Raw genomic sequence first — 17,687 nt, forward strand, 5'->3', positions numbered from 1 at the left:
CCGGGAGGTCCCGCCGCCATGCCCAAGCGTGAGAAGCCCCGAACGGCGACGGTGGACGGGACCGACGTGGTCCTGCTGACCCCGGAGCAGCACGCCGGTCTCGAATCCGCCCGCCGTCAACTGGGCGGGGCACAGGCCCAGGTGGCCCGGATGCGGCTCGACCTCCACCGGGCGCTGCAACTGCTGGGCGAAGCCGAACGGGTGCTGGCGGGCGTCCCCGCCGATCGGGTCGGGCCGGCGAGTGCCGGGACGAATACCGACCAGGACGCCGGGACGGACACCGGCCCGGACGCCGGGACGCATGCCGCCCCGGCAACCGACCCGACCGCGCGGCCCGACCCCGGCCGGGGCCTGCCCGAACTGCTCGCGGACATCCGGGCCTTCCTGCCGCCCCCGGCGGAGCCGCGACGCGCCCCCGGCCGCCGGCCGCACGAACGGGCGTCCGGCACCACCAGGGACGGCGGCGGAGTCTCACCATCCGGACGCCGCAGGTGATTTCCGCTCCGGCCCCCGCCGTTTGCCCCTAAGCTGGCGGAGCAGCTGGTTCGCCCTGTCCGCCAGGCAGGCGCGTCGCAAGAGGGAACCCGGTGACGCCGTTCGATCGGCCAGTCCGGGACTGCCCCGCAGCGGTGAGTGGGAACGACCGCCGTCATACGCACTGGGCCCGGGAGGGGCTGGGAAGCGACGGCCAGTAGGTGTCCGCCCTCGACAGGGTGGGCGTGCCCGCGAGTCCGAAGACCTGCCACTGCCCGCCCGCGGACCATCCGCGTGCGGCCATCCGGTGACCTCGTGGGCGGGTCGGCGACCATACCCGGCAGATCAGGCCCCGCACGTTCCGCAGCGGCCGCTGCCCGGTCCGTCATCCCTTCGCGCCCTCGTGTCGTCTCCGGATCTCTGAGGAGCAAGACTCGCGAAGGAGAGTCCCTTGACCACGAAGTCCGCAGCCGCGGCAACCCTCGCCACCGTGCACGGCTACCCCCGCCAGGGCCGCAACCGGGAACTGAAGAAGGCGATCGAGGGGTACTGGAAGGGCGCGGTCACCGCGGAGGCGCTGCTGACCACCGCCGCCGACCTGCGCCGGGAGAACCGGGCCCAGCTCGCCCGGGCCGGCGTCCGGGAGGTCCCGACCGGCGACTTCTCGCTCTACGACCACGTGCTGGACACCACCGTGGCGGTCGGTGCGATCCCCGCCCGGCACCGGGACGCCGTCGAGGCCGACCCGCTGGACGGCTACTTCGCCATGGCGCGCGGCACCCAGGACGTCGCGCCACTGGAGATGACCAAGTGGTTCGACACCAACTACCACTACCTCGTACCCGAGTTGGGCCCCGACACGGTCTTCTTCGCGAACCCGGCCAAGGCCGTCGCGGAGCTCGGCGAGGCCCTCGCCGACGGCCACACCGCCCGGCCGGTGCTGGTCGGCCCCGTCACCTACCTGCTGCTCGCCAAGCCCGCCCCCGGCGTTGACGCCGACTTCCGGCCGATCACCCTGCTGGACCGGCTGCTGCCGGTCTACGCCCAGCTGCTGGCCGCCCTGAAGGAGGCCGGGGCGCAGTGGGTCCAGCTGGACGAGCCCGCCCTCGTCCAGGACCGCACCCCGGCCGACCTGAACGCCGCCGCCCGCGCCTACCGCGACCTGGGCGCCCTCGCCGACCGGCCGAAGCTCCTGGTCGCGAGCTACTTCGACCGCCTCGGCGAGGCCCTGCCCGTGCTTGCCAAGGCCCCGGTCGAGGGCCTGGCACTGGACTTCACCGGACCGGCCGCCGGCAACCTCGACGACCTCGCCGCCGTGGGCGGGCTGCCCGGCAAGCGGCTGGTGGCCGGGGTGATCGACGGGCGCAACATCTGGATCAACGACCTGGAGAGGTCGCTGGCCACCCTGGCGACCCTGCTCGGTCTCGCCGACCGGGTCGACGTCGCGCCCTCCTGCTCCCTGCTGCACGTGCCCCTCGACGCCGCCGCCGAACGCGACGTCGACCCGCAGATCCTGCGCTGGCTCGCCTTCGCCCGGCAGAAGGCCGCCGAGGCGGCGCTGCTCGCCCGTGGCCTGCGCGAGGGCACCGGCGCGATCACCGCCGAACTCGCCGCCAACCGCGCCGACCTCGCCTCCCGCGCCCACTCGCCGATCACCCGCGACCCGGCCGTGCGCGCCCGGGTCGCCGCCGTCACCGGGGCCGACGCCCGCCGTCCCCAGCCCTACCCCGTGCGGGCCGAGGCCCAGCGCGCCCGCCTCGCCCTGCCGCTGCTGCCGACCACCACCATCGGCTCCTTCCCGCAGACCACCGAACTGCGCGTCGCCCGGGCCGACCTGACGGCGGGCCGGATCGACGCGGCCGCGTACCGGGAGCGGATGGCGGCCGAGGTCCGCGAGGTCATCGCCTACCAGGAGAAGGCCGGCCTGGACGTCCTCGTCCACGGCGAGCCCGAGCGCAACGACATGGTCCAGTACTTCGCCGAGCAGCTCACCGGCTACCTCGCCACCCGGCACGGCTGGGTGCAGTCCTACGGCACCCGGTACGTGCGCCCGCCGGTCCTCGCCGGGGACATCTCCCGCCCGCACCCGATGACCGTCGACTGGTTCGGCTACGCGCAGGGCCTCACCGACCGACCGGTGAAGGGCATGCTCACCGGCCCGGTCACCATGCTCGCCTGGTCCTTCGTCCGCGACGACCAGCCGCTCGCCGACACCGCCCGCCAGGTCGCCCTCGCCCTGCGCGACGAGGTCACCGACCTGGAGGCCGCCGGCGCTGCCGTCGTCCAGGTCGACGAGCCGGCCCTGCGCGAGACCCTGCCGCTGCGGGCCGCGGACCGCCCGGCCTACCTGGACTGGGCCACCGAGTCCTTCCGGCTGGCGACCTCGGGCGTGCGCGCCGACACCCAGGTCCACACCCACATGTGCTACGCCGAGTTCGGCGCGATCATGACCGCCATCGACGACCTCGACGCGGACGTCATCTCCCTGGAGGCGACGCGCTCGCACATGGAGGTCGCCGGGGAGCTGGCAGCGGCCGGCTACCCGCGCGAGGTCGGCCCGGGCGTCTGGGACATCCACTCCCCGCGCGTCCCGAACACCGAGGAGGTCGTCTCCCTCCTGCGGGCCGGCCTCGCCGCGATCCCGGCCGACCGGCTGTGGGTCAATCCCGACTGCGGCCTGAAGACCCGCGGCTGGCCGGAGACCCGCGCCTCCCTGGACAGCCTGGTCGCCGCCGCCCGCCGTCTGCGGGAGGAACTCGCCGGCTGACCGGACGCGGACGGACCCCTGGGGCGGACACGGCCGGCGTGCCGTGCCCGCCCCGGCGGGCCCCCGGCCGCTCAGCGGAGGGACGGACGGGCCCGCCGCTCAGCGGATGCCGGTGGCGCCGTCGTCCTCCGCGGCGGGGCCGGGCTTGTGGGCGACGAAGGTCAACCGGCCCCCCACCCCGATGGTGAGGTCCACGAAGCCCAGCGTCTGCAACCGCGTCAGGAAGGCCGCCGGCTCCACCGGGTTGTAGGTGTCGCCCTCGTGGAAGTGGTGCAACCCGTCGCCGGGCAGGCTGTCCGAGCCCACCAGCACGCCGCCGGGGCGCAGCACCCGCAGGACCTCGGCGAGCAGCCTGTTCTGCAGTGCCGGGGTGGGGACGTGGTGCAGCATCGTGAAGCAGGCCACCGAGTCGAAGGTGTCGTCGGGGAAGGACAGCGCGGTGGCGTCGCCGTGGTGGACCTCGACGTTGGTGGCGGCGAAGCGGGCCGCGAGCGCCTCGGCGGCGGGCTGCTCGTACTCGACCGCGACGAGCCGCTCGACGCGGTGCCGCAGCCAGTCGGTGGCGGCACCGGGGCCGGGGCCGACCTCCAGCATCACCGTCCCCAACTCGGCTCCGGCCGTCACCGTGGGCAACACCGAGGTCTGCAACTGCCGGGCCCATTCGGGGCTGGTGCACACTCGCGCGTGGTTGAGGTTCATGCCTCAGAGGCTAGGAAAGGACGCGGGTGGGGCACCACCGCGTACGCTTCCAGATCATGTCGCGAAACGGACAACCTCCGGCCGGTCCGCCGGGCACCGCGGACCAGGTGGCCGCCGCGATCGTGGTGCGCGCCTACGCGCTGGCGCCGGGCAGTCGGTTCGGCACCCACTGGCACGACACGCACCAGGTCGTCTGGGCTCGTAACGGTGTGCTGACCGTGTCGACCGGGGACGGCGAGTGGATCCTGCCGCCGACCCGGGCGCTGTGGATTCCGGCCGGCACCCCGCACCAGACCGCCGCCCTGGCCAGCACCGCCATGCGCAGTCTGAACATCAGCCCGGGCCCCGGGCTGCCCGACTGGTCACTGCCCCAGCCGTTGGCGGTGGGTCCGCTGGTCGCCGTCCTGATCGACCACCTGGCCGGGGCCGCCCTCGCTCCGGAGCACCGGGCCCGGGCCCAGGCCGTCCTGATCGACAACCTGGCGCCGGTCGCCGCCCGCTCGATCGAGGTGCTGATGCCCACCGATCCCCGGGCCCTGGACGTCGCCCGCGCCCTGGTCGCCGACCCGGCCGACCCGCGGACCCTCGCCCAGTGGGGGCGTCAGGTCGGCTCCAGCGCAAGGACCCTGGCCCGCGCGTTCGCCGCCGACACCGGCCTCACCTTCGCCCGCTGGCGCACCGCCGTCCGGCTGCGCGCGGCCCTCGGGCACCTCGCCCGGGGGGAGCCCGTCACCAGGGTCGCGGGCCGCGTCGGCTACGCGACGCCCAGCGCCTTCGTCGCCGCCTTCGTCCGGGAGACCGGCCTCACCCCCGGCAGCTACTTCCACGGCGGTCCGCCGGAGGTCTGAGCCCGCGCCCGTACCCGCACCCGCACCCGCAGCCCGTACCCGCGCCTGCACCCGCAGCCGGTGAGGCCCGCCGCCGGCCCGACCTGCCGTCGGCCCGGCCCGGCACCGCAGGCGCTCGATCAAGCCATCTGATCACCAGTCACCTGGTCACCGACCCGCCCGGCATGACGCGGTACCCGGCCAAGTTGACCTGACCGCGGACCCACGCATCGACGCACTCCTCGATCGCGAACTCAAGAGGACGCACCCGGCTGGTGCCGGCGGTGACCAGGCCGCCGGTCTCGGCGTCCCGGACCACCCACGGGCGCCTACCCCGGTCATCGGCCGGCAGCTGTTCGACGGTGTACCGGGCGCCGACCCGTTGCGCCGGGGTCAGGCCGTCGCCGTGCCAGACGCGGACGATGGCCTGGCCGCCGCCCGCCAGCCCGAGAGGCCAGTCGACGGAGCCGCTGCCGTTCATCAGACGTTCCAGGTCCGTCGTGCTGCCGGAGTCGAGCAGCCACCGCATGGCTCGCAGCTCGTACGCGCTGATCGGCAGCTCGCGGACCGTCTGCCACAGCGCGTCCAGGGCCTCCAGGGCCGGTTTGGTGACGCGCTCCAGGTGGCCATCCACCGAAACGGTCAGGTCGTCACCGATCAACGCGGATCCTCCTCAACGCACACCGGGTGAGTAACGACAACCCGACCGAGCGGCGCCGTCCTGGAGCAGGTCGACGGGCAGACGTGGCCAGCCGCAACCATCGGCGGCTCGGGCGAGCCGCAGCTGATGCACGTCTCCCCGTGGAGCCGAGTGGGGCCTATTGACTCTGGGTCGACAACCCGCGGGCTCGGTGTCTCCGTCACGCCCCTGAGCGTCCCCGGCGGCGACCCCCGAAGGTGCCACAACCTGTGGCACCTTCCTCAGACCGCTTTGGCCCACCGCGCGAACTGGAGCAACTGCTCGTCCCGACCACGGGACAGCCTGACCAGCGTGGCCGGCTCGGCCCGGACCTGGCCGTGCTCTCGTACATGCTGCGGCGCGATCCGCCTCGCGACCAGCAGCGACTCCTTTGCGTGCTGCGGGCGCCCGAGGAGCATGTGCGCCCGGCCGAGGTCGATGTAGTAGTGGCTCCTGCGTTCGGCCGGGAGCTCTCTCGGCGGCGCCCAGCGCGTGGCTGCCGTTACCGCGTCCTGGAGGTCCTGCTGCTCGCCCAGCTCGACCGCGACCGCCAGCCGGTGGATCTCCAGGCTGTCCGGGCCGACTGCGGTGCCGTCGTGGAGCCGCTCCCGGACGCGCCGGGCCAGTACCTCGGCGTCCCGTAGGTGCTTGCGCGCCAGCTCGGGGACGGCCTGGTGGACCCGGCTGTCGGTGCGGCGGGGGCCACCCAGCAGCTCCTCCGGCGTGGTCTGGACTGCCCGCGCGAGGGCGTCGAGCACGGCGTCGGAGGGCCGGCGCTCGCCGCCCTCGGTCTTGCGGATCATGCTGATGCTCACGCCGGAGACGTCGCAGACCTGGCGGCGAGTCAATCCGGCAGCGTGCCGGGCGGTTTCGATGCGCTGACCGAGCGCGGCAGCGGTGGTTCCGGGCATCGTGTGGCTCCGTTCCGTGGTCGCACCCGGAACGGTACCGGCGCCCGTGCGGGAGCTGGGCGGATTCGCCCTGGCGGCCATGCCGCCGGGGCGGTCCTGCTACAGGCCGGCCAGCAGCTCGGCCAGCTCGGTCAGCGAGTTCACGGTCCAGTCCGCGTCCGGCGCGCTGGTGGTGAGGCCAATCGGACCGCGGCGGAGGTGTGCGGCTCGCAAGCCGGCCGCCTTGGCCGGTGCCACATCATTCGCCGGGTGGTCGCCCACGTACACGATCTCGTGAGGCTCACCCGGTGCCCACACCGTCACCCGCTCGAAGAATCCGGGACCGGGCTTCGAGACGCCCCACTCTGCCGAGGTCGCGATGCCATCGGCTGGCAGATCGAGGCCACGCAGCAGAGAGGACACCGCGGCGTTCTGGTTGCCCACGATGCCCACCCACAGGCCGGCCTCACGCAACCGGGACAGCGCCGGGCGCACATCCGGGTAGAGGTCCGTCTCGTCGAGGTGGTCGCCCTGGCCGGCTGTCTGTCGGGCACGCCACTCGGCGCCCACGTCCACGCCAGGTTTGATGATCCGGATCGCGTCCGCGTTGTCGCGACCCTCGGCCACCACCTTGCCCACCAGGGCCGACAGCGTGTGCTGCGGAACCCCGAGCCACCGGGCCCAGTCCCCCCAGTACCGGGTGTCACTCGTCAGGGTCTCACCGATGTCGAACACCACGGAGCGCATGGGCCGAGCCTACGGGAGTGTGCCGATCGCTCTCTCGTCCTGCGTGCCCACCCGATCCGAGAGCAGGCCCGCACCGCTGGTCCTGCGGGCCCAGGTGCTGCAGAGGTCCCTCGCGCCCTGGGCCCAGGAGAGGCCCGTGTTGGAACTCGGCACACGCGTGAGAGAGTCGGCAGCACAGCTGGTCCACGCGTGAGGAGGCTGGTCATGGAGTGGGAGACGTTCGGACGTCGGCGGGTGTACGGCAGCCCCTGGGTGGAGGTGTGGCTCGACGATGTCGCGGTGCCCGGCCTCGGCCGGATCGACCACCACGTCGTCCGCTACCCCCGGGCCTCGACCACCTCCGTCGTCACCGACGACCAGGGCCGGTTCCTCCTCCTCTACCGGCACCGCTTCATCACCGGCCGGTGGGGATGGGAGGTCCCGGCCGGCTGGGCGGAGCCCGGTGAGGACCCGGCCGTCGCCATCGCTCGCGAGGTCGAGGAAGAGACCGGTTGGCGGCCCGGCCGTGTTGAGCTGCTGACCGAGTACGACGCCATGGCCGGCATCAGCGACGCCCATTTCAGGTGCTTCCACATCACCGGCTGCACGCAGGTCGGCGCCCCGGAGGACGCCTCCGAGTCGACCCGCATCGAGTGGCTGCCCGAGGCCGAGGTGGTCAGGCTGCTGACGACCGGCGAGGTGTCGGATGGCCCCTCGCATGCCGCGCTTTCCTACTACCTGGGCCCGCATCGCCTCGCCAGGCGCCCCTGACCTGCGCGCACCGATCGTGGCCGACCTCCGGGACATGGTCACTGCGGGGCCCGTGCCCGCCCTGGCTGGTCAGGGGCGCCGGGCCAGCACCTGCAGCAGTCCGGTGACGGCGACTCCGGCCACGATCTCCCGGCGGTCGATCATGTCCTGGATGCGGTCAAGCGGGACCCACTCGATGCGGTCCGCCTCGTGTGTATCCACGGGCGGGGCGACGAACCGGGCGTTGCGAGCGAGGAACACGTGGTGTTCGGCGTTGGTCATGCCGCCGATCGGCTGGTTGTAGGCGAGCGGCCCGACCACGTCCACCCGCCACCCGGTCTCCTCCAGAACCTCACGGGCGGCCGCAGCCTCAAGGGACTCCCCGTCCTCCACGATCCCCGAGGGAATCTCCCAGTTCCAGGTCTGCGTGGCGAACCGGTGGCGCCACATCATCAGCACCTCGTCACGGTCGTTGAGGACCACCGTGGCCGCCACCGGAGCGAACCTCACCAGGTGGTGCTCGTAGCGGGGGCGCCCCGGCGGTTCGACGTCCACAAGATCAAGGTTGACCCACGAGCTTGCGTAGATGGGTCGGCTGCCATGGACAGTCCACTCGCTACTCACGGGCACCTCAGGATCTCGGCAGGGCGGTCGGCGTCATCCTGCCAGAGCTGCCCGTCATGACGGCAGCCCAAGAGCCTGCCCCTGCCGGATGACCCGCTGCCCCTCCATGTCACCGTGGTTGAGGCCGACCGGGCGATGATCGCGGCACGGGAGAGCGGCGACGACGTTGACGCCGCGTGCGAGACCTAGGCGGAACGTGGGAGTCGGCTCCAGCAGCTCGCCCGCCTGGTCCTGAGCGATGTGTCGGGCCTCCTCGGAGCGGTCGTGCGCCGCCCGCCACGAGGGCCGTTCGACAGCGACGGCCTTCGGAGGCGGCATCGAGCGGCGCGGCCGAGACCATCGGAGTCTCGGCCGCGCCGCTTGATGCTGACTGGATGTCAGCCGTCCAAGGTACGTTTTTGCAGGTCAGGCGCTCGCGGTGTAGTCATAGAACCCGCGCCCGCTCTTGCGGCCGAGCAGCCCGGCTTCGACCATCCGGGAGAGCAGCGGCGGGGGTGCGTACAGCGGTTCCTTGTACTCCTCGTACATCGACCGGGCGATCGCCTCGACGGTGTCCAGGCCGATGAGGTCGGCGAGGGCGAGCGGGCCCATGGGGTGGGCGCAGCCGTGGACCATGCCGGCGTCGATGTCCTCGGGGGTGGCGTGGCCGGCCTCGGCCATCCGGATCGCGGACAGCAGGTAGGGCACGAGCAGCGCGTTGACGATGAAGCCGGCCCGGTCGCGGGAGCGGACGACGTGCTTGCCGAGGACGTCCCGGGCGAAGGCCTCGACCCGGTCGACGACGGTGGGAGCCGTGTGCAGCGAGGTGACCAGCTCGACCAGCGGCATCGCCGGCGCCGGGTTGAAGAAGTGCAGGCCGAGGACGTGGGTGGCCCGGCCGGTGGCGATGCCCAGGCGGGTGACGGGGATGGCGGAGGTGTTGGTGGCCAGGACGGCGTCGTCGGCGACGAGCACCTTGTCCAGAGTGGTGAGCACCTCGGTCTTGACCCGTTCGTCCTCGACGACGGCTTCGACGACGAGTTGGCGGTCGGCGAGCGCTTCCGGGTCGTCGGCGAACAGCAGGTGGGCCCAGGCGTCGGTGCGCTGCCGTTCGTCGATCCGGCCGCGGTCGACGGCGCGGTGCAGGGAGCGGTCGATCCGGGCCCGGGCGGCGCGCAGGGCGTCCCGGCCGTTCTCGCAGACGACGGTGTCGAGTCCGGCGCGGGCGAAGACCTCGGCGATGCCGGCGCCCATCTGTCCGGCGCCGACGACCGCGACGCGGCGTATGTCGTTCATGGTGCGATTGCCTCCGTGGTGGGCGGTTCAGGCCGCGGTGCGGATCCGCACGAGGTGGCGGGTGTAGGCCTCGGTGGTGAGGAAGGCGGGCAGGTCGGCGCCGAGGGCGGTGTCCTGCAGGATGCGCACCGCGTCGTCCACGGCCGTCGGGTCGGCGCCCTCGGCGAGCAGGGCGGCCCGTTCACGGTCGATCAGCCGCCGCACCAGGTCCGGGGTGGCGAGCGAGCCGCCGGTGAGGCGGGTGCAGTGGTGCTGCCACTGCCAGATCTGGCACCGGGCGATCTCGGCGGTGGCGACGTCCTCCATCAGCCCGAAGACGGCGACGGCGCCGGAGCCGCCGAGCCAGGCCGTCAGGTAGCGCAGGGCGACGGCGACGTTGGCGCGCAGGCCCTGTTCGGTGGGCAGGCCGGCGGTGAGCCGTTGGACGCCGAGCAGGTCGGCGGCGGTGACCTCGACGTCCTCGCGGGTGCGGTCGAGCTGGTGCGGGCGGTCGCCGAGGACGGCGTCGAAGGCGGTGCGGCAGGTGTCGACCAGGCCGGGGTGGGCGACCCAGGAGCCGTCGAAGCCGTCGCCGGCCTCGCGTTCCTTGTCGGCGCGGACCCTGGTCAGGGCGGCCTCGTTGGCGGCGGGGTCGCGCTGCGGGATCGCGGCGGCCATGCCGCCGACGGCGTGGGCGCCGCGCCGGTGGCAGGTGCGCACCAGGAGGTCGGTGTAGGCGCGCAGGAACGGCTGGGTCATGGTGAGGGTGGCGCGGTCGGGCAGGACGAAGCGGGGGCCGTGGTGGGCGAAGTTCTTGATCAGGCTGAACAGGTAGTCCCAGCGGCCGGCGTTCAACCCGGCGGCGTGCTCGCGCAGTTCGTAGAGGATCTCGTCCATCTCGAAGGCCGCGGTGACGGTCTCGATCAGGACGGTGGCGCGGATCGTCCCGTGCGGGATGCCCAACTCGGCCTGGGCGAAGGCGAAGACCTCGTTCCACAGCCGGGCTTCGAGGTGGTTCTCCAGCTTGGGGAGGTAGACGTACGGGCCGGAGCCGGCCGCGATCTGCGGGCGGCCGCAGTGGAAGAGGTAGAGGCCGAAGTCGACCAGGGCGCCGACGGCCGGGCGGCCGTCGATCAGCAGGTGCTGTTCGTCCAGGTGCCAGCCGCGCGGACGGACCACGATGGTCGCCGGGTCGTCCCCGACGTAGTAGCGCTTGCCCTCCGGCGTGGTGTCGTCGATCCGGCGGTCGATCGCGTCGATCAGGTTGAGCTGGCCGGTGACGAGGTTGTGCCAGGTCGGGGCGGTGGCGTCCTCGAAGTCCGCGAGCCACACGTTCGCGCCGGAGTTGAGGGCGTTGACGGTCATCCGGCGTTCGGGCGGGCCGGTGATCTCCACCCGGCGGTCGACGAGGCCGGGGCCGGCGCCGGCCACCCGCCAGGAGGGGTCCTCCCGGACGGCGCGGGTCTCCGGCAGGAAGTCGAGGGTGCCGCCGGCGGCCAACGCGGCGGCACGGCGCTCGCGTGCGGCGAGGAGTTCGGTGCGACGGGCGGCGAACCCGTCGTGCAGACGGGCGAGGAAGGCGAGTGCCTCGGGGGTCAGGACCTCCTCGAAGCGGTCCTCGGGCGTTCCGAGGATCTCGACGCGGCTGGGCTGGCTCATCCGGTTCTCCAGGAAGGTGGGCCCGGGGCCTCGTCCCTCGGCGAGGCCCCGGGCGGGGGTGGACGGCGGCTCGTCCCCAACGGGCCGCCAGGGGTGGCTCAGTGGAACTGCTCGGCCTCGGTGGAGCCGGTGAGCGCCAGGGTCTCGGCGTTCGGGTTGAGCGCGGTGGAGACCAGGTCGAAGTAGCCGGTGCCGACCTCGCGCTGGTGCTTCACCGCGGTGTAGCCGTCCGGCACCGCGGCGAACTCGGCCTCCTGGAGGTCGACGTAGGCCGTCATGCCGTGCTCGGCGTAGCCGCGGGCCAGCTGGAACATCGAGTGGTTCAGGGCGTGGAAACCGGCCAGCGTGATGAACTGGAAGCGGTAGCCCATGGCGCCCAGCTCCCGCTGGAACTTGGCGATCCGGTCGTCGTCCAGCGCGGCCTTCCAGTTGAAGGACGGCGAGCAGTTGTAGGCCAGCATCTTGTCCGGGTACTCGGCCTTCAGCGCCTCGGCGAACTCGCGGGCCTGGGCGAGGTCCGGGGTGCCGGTCTCCACCCAGATCAGGTCCGCGTACGGCGCGAAGGCGAGGCCGCGGGAGATCACCGGCGCCATCCCGGGCTCGACCCGGTAGAAGCCCTCGGCGGTGCGCTCACCGGTGCAGAACCGGGCGTCGCGCTCGTCGACGTCGCTGGTCAGCAGGTTGGCGGCGAGCGCGTCGGTGCGGGCGACGATCAGCGTCGGCACGTCGGCGATGTCGGCCGCCAGCCGGGCGGAGTTGAGGGTGCGGACGTGCTGCGCGGTGGGCACGAGGACCTTGCCGCCGAGGTGGCCGCACTTCTTCTCGGACGCCAGCTGGTCCTCGTAGTGGATGCCCGCCGCGCCGGCCGCGATCATGCCCTTGGTGAGCTCGAACGCGTTCAGCGGGCCGCCGAAACCCGCCTCGGCGTCGGCGACGATCGGCACCAGCCAGTCCGGGCCGTCGTTGCCCTCGGCGGCGTCGATCCCGTCCGCCCGCAGCAGCGCGTTGTTGATCCTGCGCACCACCTGCGGAACCGAGTTGGCGGGGTAGAGGCTCTGGTCCGGGTAGGTCTGCCCGGCCTGGTTGGCGTCGGCCGCGACCTGCCAGCCGGACAGGTAGACCGCCTGCAGGCCGGCCTTCACCATCTGCACGGCCTGACCGCCGGTGAGCGCACCGAGCGCGTGGACGTAGTCCTGCTCGTGCAACTGCCGCCACAGGCGCTCGGCGCCGCGCCGGGCCAGGGTGTGCTCCTCGCGTACCGTGCCCGACAGCCGGACCACGTCGGCCGCCGTGTAGGTGCGCTCGATCCCGGCCCACCGCGGGTCGGACGTCCACCGGGCGGCCAGCTCCGCCGCGCGCTGCTCCTGCTGCTGACGAACCGACTGAGTCATGGGTCTGCTCCCCAAGGGTGTTCGTTGTGCTCGTTGCGAAGGGTGTGACGCACCTCACCGCGAGGGCGCGTGGGCGGCCGGGTGGTGCCGGGCGGCGGTGGAACACCGCAGGACGTGGACGCCCGGACAGCGCTCCCGGCCGCGACCGGCCCGGTGTTCCGCTGCTGTCCTGCGCACCTCCCGGCCGCACCACCGACTCTGGCAGCTCGCCGAGCCGCCGTCACCGGTGGACCGCTGCCAGGTCCTGCGAACGATCCCCGGCGAATCCGCGAAGGTTGCGAAGGCCCGCAGCCCCCCGCCACGGCTACGCTGCCCCCACCGGCACCGCGCGGCTGCGCCGCCCGGCCGGCACACCGACGCGCCGGCACACCGACGCGCCGGCACACCGACGCCCGCAGGGGCAGCCGGCACCACCGACGCCCGCAGGGGGAGAACGACATGGGAAAGGCCTTCGCCGGCGCCCGGCTGCGCCGCCTGCGCGAGGAACGCGGCCTCAGCCAGGCCGCCCTCGCCCGGCTGATCGACCTGTCACCCAGCTACCTCAACCAGCTGGAGCACGACGCCCGCCCGCTCACCGTCCCCGTGCTGCTGCGCCTCACCGAGGCCTTCGGCGTCGAGGCCGGGTACTTCGCCCCGCCGGACAGCGCCCGGCTCACCGCCGAACTCCGCGACGCCCTCGGCGAGGAGCTCGCGGCCGGCCGGGTCACCCCCGGCGACCTCGACGAACTCGCCGCCCGGCTGCCCGCCGTGGCCCGCCTGCTGATGGACCTCGGCCGCGGCCGGCGGGCCGTCGCCGAACAACTGGCCGTCCTCGCCGGCGACCGCGGCCCGGCGCCCGACACCCTCACCCCGCACGAGGAGGTCCGCGAGTTCTTCTACCGCCGTCGCAACTACGTCGACGAACTCGACACCGCGGCCGAGGAGTCGGCGAGCGCCATCGGCCTGCGGCGCGGCGTGGTCGGGGCGGTCCTGGCCGAGCGGCTCGCCTCCGGCCACGGCGTACGGACCGTCACCGGCGGCGGGGACCTGCACAGCTTCGACCCGCGCACCAGGGTCCTCAGCCTGTCGGACCGGCTGCGCCCGGGCCAGCAGGCCTTCCGGATGGCGACCCAGCTGGCGTACCTGGAACACGACCCGCTGCTGTCCGAACTTGCCGCCCAGGACAGCCCGGAGGGCGGCACCGCCTGGTCGCTCACCCGGATCGGCCTGGCCAACTACTTCGCCGCCGCGCTGGTCCTCCCGTACACCGCGTTCCACGCCGAGGCCGAATCCGCCCGCTACGACATCGAGCACCTCGCCGACCACTTCGGCGTCGGCTACGAGACGGTCTGCCACCGGCTCAGCACCCTGCAGCGGCCCCGGCTGCGCGGCGTGCCGTTCTCCTTCGTCCGGGTCGACCGGGCGGGCAACGTCTCCAAACGCCAGTCCGCCACCGACTTCCACTTCTCCCGCACCGGCGGCACCTGCCCGCTGTGGAACGTCTACGAGGCCTTCGCCGCGCCCGGCCGCGTCCACGTCCAGGTCGCCGCCATGCCCGACGGCCGCCGCTACCTCTGGACCGCCCGCGCCGTCACCCGCTCCCCGGGCGGCTGGGCCCGCCCCACCAAGACCTTCGCCCTCGGCCTCGGCTGCGAACTGCGCCACGCCGGACGGCTCGTCTACTCGGCGGGGCTCGACCTCGGCGACGAGACCGCCGCCACCCCGATCGGCCTCGGTTGCAAGGTCTGCGACCGCCCCGCCTGCCCGCAGCGCTCCGCACCCGCCATCGGCCGCCCGCTCGCCGTCGACGAGCACACCAGCACCTTCGTCCCGTACCCGGCGGTGCCCGCGCCCCGGCACTGACCTTCGGGCGGCTGTGCCCGCCCGCTGTGCCCGGCCGCTGTGCCCGGCCGCTGCGCCCGCCGAGCGGGCCGAAACCGTGGTGCGCCCGGACCGCGGTCACCGGTACCGTCCGCGGGTGACCCGTCGAACTCCCCCGCGCCCCGCGCCGGTCGAAGAGCTGTTTCCCGAGGTCGTCCCCTTCCGCCGGGAGGCCGTGCGACTGCACCCGCGAGCGGGCCGGCCGGCCCCCGGTGACAGCTCGGTGGGCGGCCCGCTGCTGTGGCCGGCGCGGGAGCCGTGGCCGGACTGCCCGGAGCACCCGGGATCGCCGATGGTCGCGGTCGTGCAGGTCCGCCGTGCCGACGTGCCCGACCTCGTGCCCTTCCCGGAGGGGCGGGACCTGCTCCAGGTGCTGTGGTGCCCGCGCGCCCACGACGGGCAGTGGGTCGTCCCGCTGGTCCGCTGGCGGTCCGCGGCGGAGGTCGGCGAGGTGCGGCAGGCCCCGCCGGTACCGCCGGAGGCCCGGTACGGTCAGGTGCCGCGGCCGTGCGTCGTCCATCCGGAACCGGTCACGGAGTACCCGAGCTGGGACCTGCCGGACACGCTCTGGGACGCCCTGGAACCCCGCGTCGAGCAGGTGGAGGCGCAGACGGGCTGGGACTACCAGTTCCACCTGTCCACCGCGCCGGGCATCAAGCTGGGCGGCTACCCGGGCTGGTGCCAGGAACCGCGGTGGCCGGACTGTCCGACCTGCCGGGCACCGATGGACCACCTGCTGACCGTGGACAGTACCGAGGACCACGACTGCCGGCTGACGTGGACACCGGTCGAGGACCGCGACCTCCGCCGGAAGGGCGCGGACCTGAGCCTCGGCGACCTGGGCGGGGTGTACCTGTTCGAGTGCCGCGCGTGCCCCGGCCGCCCGTTCGCCCACCGCTACGACGCCTGAACGGCCGTCGCGCGCCGGTGCGGCCGGTGCGCGGCGGCCGGTGTCCCGGTCGGCGGTCCCGCAGGCTTCAGCCCCGGAAGGCCGCCGCGTGTTCGGCGGCCCAGGTGGCGAAGGTCAGGGCGGGGCGTCCGAGGAGCCGCGGGACGGTGTCCGTCGTCGGGCCCGGCTGTTCCAGGCATGCGGCCGCGTAGCCGATCAGGCGGTCGGGCACGTCCTCGGGCAGCCCCTGGGCGAGCATCGCCCGGCGCAGTTCCTCGGGCGGCACTTCCGCGAACGCCAGCTCCCTGCCGATGGCTTCGCCGATGAGCCGGGCCTTGTCCCGTTGGGTGAGCGACTCGGGCCCGGTGAGTGCGTACGCACGGCCCGCGTGGGCGGGGTCCACGAGTGCCCGGACGGCGACCTCGGCGATGTCCCGCTGGTGGACGGGGGAGGTGGCCGCGTCGCCGTGCACGCCCCGGACGAGGCCGGTCGCGCGGATCTGCGGTGCCCAGGCGAGGGCGTTGGCGTCGAAGTCGGCGCACCGCAGGAACGTCCACTGCAGCCCGGAGGCCCTGGCCGCGGCCTCGACCCGCTCGAACTCCTCGGCGAAGCGCCGGTACCCCCCGCCGTACTCGACCGTGACGGCCGACAGCACCACCACGCGCCGCACGCCGTGCTCGGCCGCCAGCGCCAGCAGCTCGGCACTCGCACCGCCGACGGCGCGCGGGCTGAGCAGGAGGGCCTCCACGCCGTCCAGTGCCGGGGCCAGCGACTGCGGCCTGGACGGATCGCCGACGACCGGCCGGACGCCGGTGGCCGGCCCGCCGTGGGCCGGCTCGCCGGCGGCCGGATCGCGGGTGACTGCGGCGACCTCGCGTCGCTGCGCCGCCAGGTGTTCCACCACGGTGCGACCGATGGTTCCGGTCGCGCCAGTGACCATGATCATGTGCAGACTCCTGTCCGGAAGGCAGGTGGCACCTCGTGCCCCTGTGGCCCTGATGGGCGGTCGTACCGTCGGCGTTCCGATCGCCGGCGTGGTGCTGTGCGGTTCCGACGGTGGCTTCGACACCGGTGACGGGTGGTCGGGCCTGCCGCCGGGTTCCCGGTCCACCGCTGGTCCGGGGTGACGGCGCGCCGCCTCAGCCGGCGTCGCGGGGGCGGCGGTCGAGGTGCTCGCGCAGGAACGAGATCTCCGCTTCGACGGCCTGTTCGTGCGATTCGAGGAACGGGGCGTAGTGACGGCCGGACAGCCGGACGACCTCGGCGTGCGGTGCGCTCCGGGCCGCGCGGACGGCGGGGCCGGGGAGCGCGCTCTGGTCCTGGTCGCAGACGACCACCAGCAGCGGGCACCGGATCCGGGGGGCGTGGAGCCCGGGCCGGTACCCGCCGATCTGCAGGGCCAGGCGTGCGGCGACGGTCTGCTCCCAGTTCGCGTGGCGACGGTCGGGATCGAGCGCCCGGTCGCAGTCCATGGCGTCGGCCGTGGTGAGGGAGGCGACGGCGCCGCGCGGTCCGGCGGTCGGGACCAGCAGCGGCGGGCGTCCGACGAGGCTGCCGAGCGCGTCGGCGACGCCCCGGCCGAGGAGCCGCAGCAGGGCGAGGGGCGTCATGGAGCGCAGCGCGTGGGGGGCGACGGCGCGGGCGTCGACCAGCGGGGTCTGGGCGATCGCACAGGCCAGTCGCGGGTGTTCGGCCGCGACCCGGAAGACGTGGCCGCCCGCGAGCGAGAAGCCCCAGACGGAGATCGCGTCCGGGTCGACGTCGGGGAGACCGGCGGCGAAGTCGATCGCGGCGTGCCAGTCGGCGACCTGCTCGTCGACGCGGAGGATCTGGCGCGGAAGGCCCCCGCTCTCTCCGAACCGGCGGTGGTCGAAGGCGAGGACGGCGAACCCGGCCTCGTTGAACCGTGCGGCGAACAGGTCCGTGGCCGGTTCCTTCGTCACCGAGGTTCCGCCGGCCATGATGACGCAGCCGCCGTTGGACCCCGGGTAGTGCCAGGCGGCGCACGAGGTGTCGCCGCTGGCGAAGCGTACTGCTTTCCGTTGTGTGAGCGTGGGCACGTCGGCCTCCGTGGTGGATCTGTCTCTCGGGGTGCTGTGGAGGTGGGGGGGGCGGGGGGGGGGGCCCCCCGCGCCCCCCCCCCCCCCGCCCCCGCCGGCGGCCCCCGGGGGGCTGGAGGTCAAGCCGGGTTGGCCCGG

Annotated in this window: 16 protein-coding genes and 1 riboswitch; of the genes, 6 read left to right on the top strand and 10 right to left on the bottom strand. The window is 73.9% G+C overall.

Features of this window, described 5'->3' with window-relative positions:
• Positions 1-18: 18 nt before the first annotated feature.
• Both ACFV0O_RS01610 and metE read left to right on the top strand, forming a co-directional pair.
• The gene (locus tag ACFV0O_RS01610) at positions 19-495 is read left to right on the top strand and encodes a hypothetical protein (protein WP_380334799.1); all 477 of its coding nucleotides are present in this window, start codon (positions 19-21) and stop codon (positions 493-495) included.
• A gap of 46 nt (positions 496-541) precedes the next feature.
• Positions 542-745: riboswitch (cobalamin riboswitch) on the top strand.
• 180 nt (positions 746-925) lie between these two features.
• Positions 926-3,241, top strand: coding sequence for a 5-methyltetrahydropteroyltriglutamate--homocysteine S-methyltransferase (gene metE, locus ACFV0O_RS01615; protein WP_380334802.1), 2,316 nt, complete (start codon positions 926-928; stop codon positions 3,239-3,241).
• Between the two features lie 99 nt (positions 3,242-3,340).
• Here the strand turns inward: metE and ACFV0O_RS01620 are convergent, their stop codons facing one another.
• Positions 3,341-3,940 (bottom strand): class I SAM-dependent methyltransferase, encoded by a 600-nt coding sequence (locus ACFV0O_RS01620; protein WP_380334804.1) that lies wholly within the window; start codon positions 3,938-3,940, stop codon positions 3,341-3,343.
• A gap of 56 nt (positions 3,941-3,996) precedes the next feature.
• Between ACFV0O_RS01620 and ACFV0O_RS01625 the strand changes: the two genes are divergently transcribed.
• Positions 3,997-4,788: an AraC family transcriptional regulator gene (locus ACFV0O_RS01625; protein WP_380334810.1), complete on the top strand. Its 792-nt coding sequence runs from the start codon at positions 3,997-3,999 to the stop codon at positions 4,786-4,788.
• A gap of 139 nt (positions 4,789-4,927) precedes the next feature.
• Here ACFV0O_RS01625 and ACFV0O_RS01630 read toward each other — a convergent pair whose 3' ends face one another.
• From ACFV0O_RS01630 to ACFV0O_RS01640, 3 genes are all read right to left on the bottom strand, one after another.
• Positions 4,928-5,428: a hypothetical protein gene (locus tag ACFV0O_RS01630; protein WP_380334812.1), complete on the bottom strand. Its 501-nt coding sequence runs from the start codon at positions 5,426-5,428 to the stop codon at positions 4,928-4,930.
• Between the two features lie 260 nt (positions 5,429-5,688).
• The gene (locus ACFV0O_RS01635; protein WP_380334815.1) at positions 5,689-6,357 is read right to left on the bottom strand and encodes a helix-turn-helix domain-containing protein; all 669 of its coding nucleotides are present in this window, start codon (positions 6,355-6,357) and stop codon (positions 5,689-5,691) included.
• A gap of 99 nt (positions 6,358-6,456) precedes the next feature.
• On the bottom strand, positions 6,457-7,083 hold the full coding sequence (locus tag ACFV0O_RS01640; protein ID WP_380334818.1) for an HAD family hydrolase: 627 nt from the start codon (positions 7,081-7,083) through the stop codon (positions 6,457-6,459).
• Between the two features lie 204 nt (positions 7,084-7,287).
• On the opposite strand from ACFV0O_RS01640, the gene ACFV0O_RS01645 reads away from it, so the two are divergent.
• The gene (locus ACFV0O_RS01645) at positions 7,288-7,833 is read left to right on the top strand and encodes an NUDIX hydrolase (protein WP_380334820.1); all 546 of its coding nucleotides are present in this window, start codon (positions 7,288-7,290) and stop codon (positions 7,831-7,833) included.
• A 69-nt stretch (positions 7,834-7,902) separates the two neighbouring features.
• Here the strand turns inward: ACFV0O_RS01645 and ACFV0O_RS01650 are convergent, their stop codons facing one another.
• The 4 genes from ACFV0O_RS01650 to aceA form a co-directional block, all read right to left on the bottom strand.
• Positions 7,903-8,367: an NUDIX hydrolase gene (locus tag ACFV0O_RS01650; RefSeq protein WP_380334823.1), complete on the bottom strand. Its 465-nt coding sequence runs from the start codon at positions 8,365-8,367 to the stop codon at positions 7,903-7,905.
• A 474-nt stretch (positions 8,368-8,841) separates the two neighbouring features.
• Entirely contained in the window at positions 8,842-9,711 is an 870-nt protein-coding gene (locus ACFV0O_RS01655) for a 3-hydroxybutyryl-CoA dehydrogenase (protein ID WP_380334826.1), read from the bottom strand.
• A 27-nt stretch (positions 9,712-9,738) separates the two neighbouring features.
• Positions 9,739-11,349, bottom strand: coding sequence for a malate synthase A (gene aceB / locus ACFV0O_RS01660; RefSeq protein ID WP_380334829.1), 1,611 nt, complete (start codon positions 11,347-11,349; stop codon positions 9,739-9,741).
• A 98-nt stretch (positions 11,350-11,447) separates the two neighbouring features.
• The gene (gene aceA, locus ACFV0O_RS01665) at positions 11,448-12,740 is read right to left on the bottom strand and encodes an isocitrate lyase (RefSeq protein ID WP_380334832.1); all 1,293 of its coding nucleotides are present in this window, start codon (positions 12,738-12,740) and stop codon (positions 11,448-11,450) included.
• A gap of 438 nt (positions 12,741-13,178) precedes the next feature.
• Between aceA and ACFV0O_RS01670 the strand changes: the two genes are divergently transcribed.
• Both ACFV0O_RS01670 and ACFV0O_RS01675 read left to right on the top strand, forming a co-directional pair.
• Positions 13,179-14,582 (top strand): short-chain fatty acyl-CoA regulator family protein, encoded by a 1,404-nt coding sequence (locus ACFV0O_RS01670; protein WP_380334835.1) that lies wholly within the window; start codon positions 13,179-13,181, stop codon positions 14,580-14,582.
• A gap of 115 nt (positions 14,583-14,697) precedes the next feature.
• A complete protein-coding gene (locus ACFV0O_RS01675) occupies positions 14,698-15,510 on the top strand; it encodes a DUF1963 domain-containing protein (protein WP_380334838.1) in 813 nt (270 codons plus the stop codon).
• Between the two features lie 67 nt (positions 15,511-15,577).
• Here the strand turns inward: ACFV0O_RS01675 and ACFV0O_RS01680 are convergent, their stop codons facing one another.
• On the bottom strand, positions 15,578-16,435 hold the full coding sequence (locus ACFV0O_RS01680; RefSeq protein WP_380334840.1) for an NAD(P)H-binding protein: 858 nt from the start codon (positions 16,433-16,435) through the stop codon (positions 15,578-15,580).
• Positions 16,436-16,628: 193 nt separating this feature from the next.
• A complete protein-coding gene (locus ACFV0O_RS01685; protein ID WP_380334843.1) occupies positions 16,629-17,549 on the bottom strand; it encodes an alpha/beta hydrolase in 921 nt (306 codons plus the stop codon).
• Between the last annotated feature and the right edge of the window lie 138 nt (positions 17,550-17,687).

Source organism: Kitasatospora sp. NPDC059577 (genome assembly GCF_042735475.1).
Taxonomy (GTDB): Bacteria; Actinomycetota; Actinomycetes; order Streptomycetales; family Streptomycetaceae; genus Kitasatospora.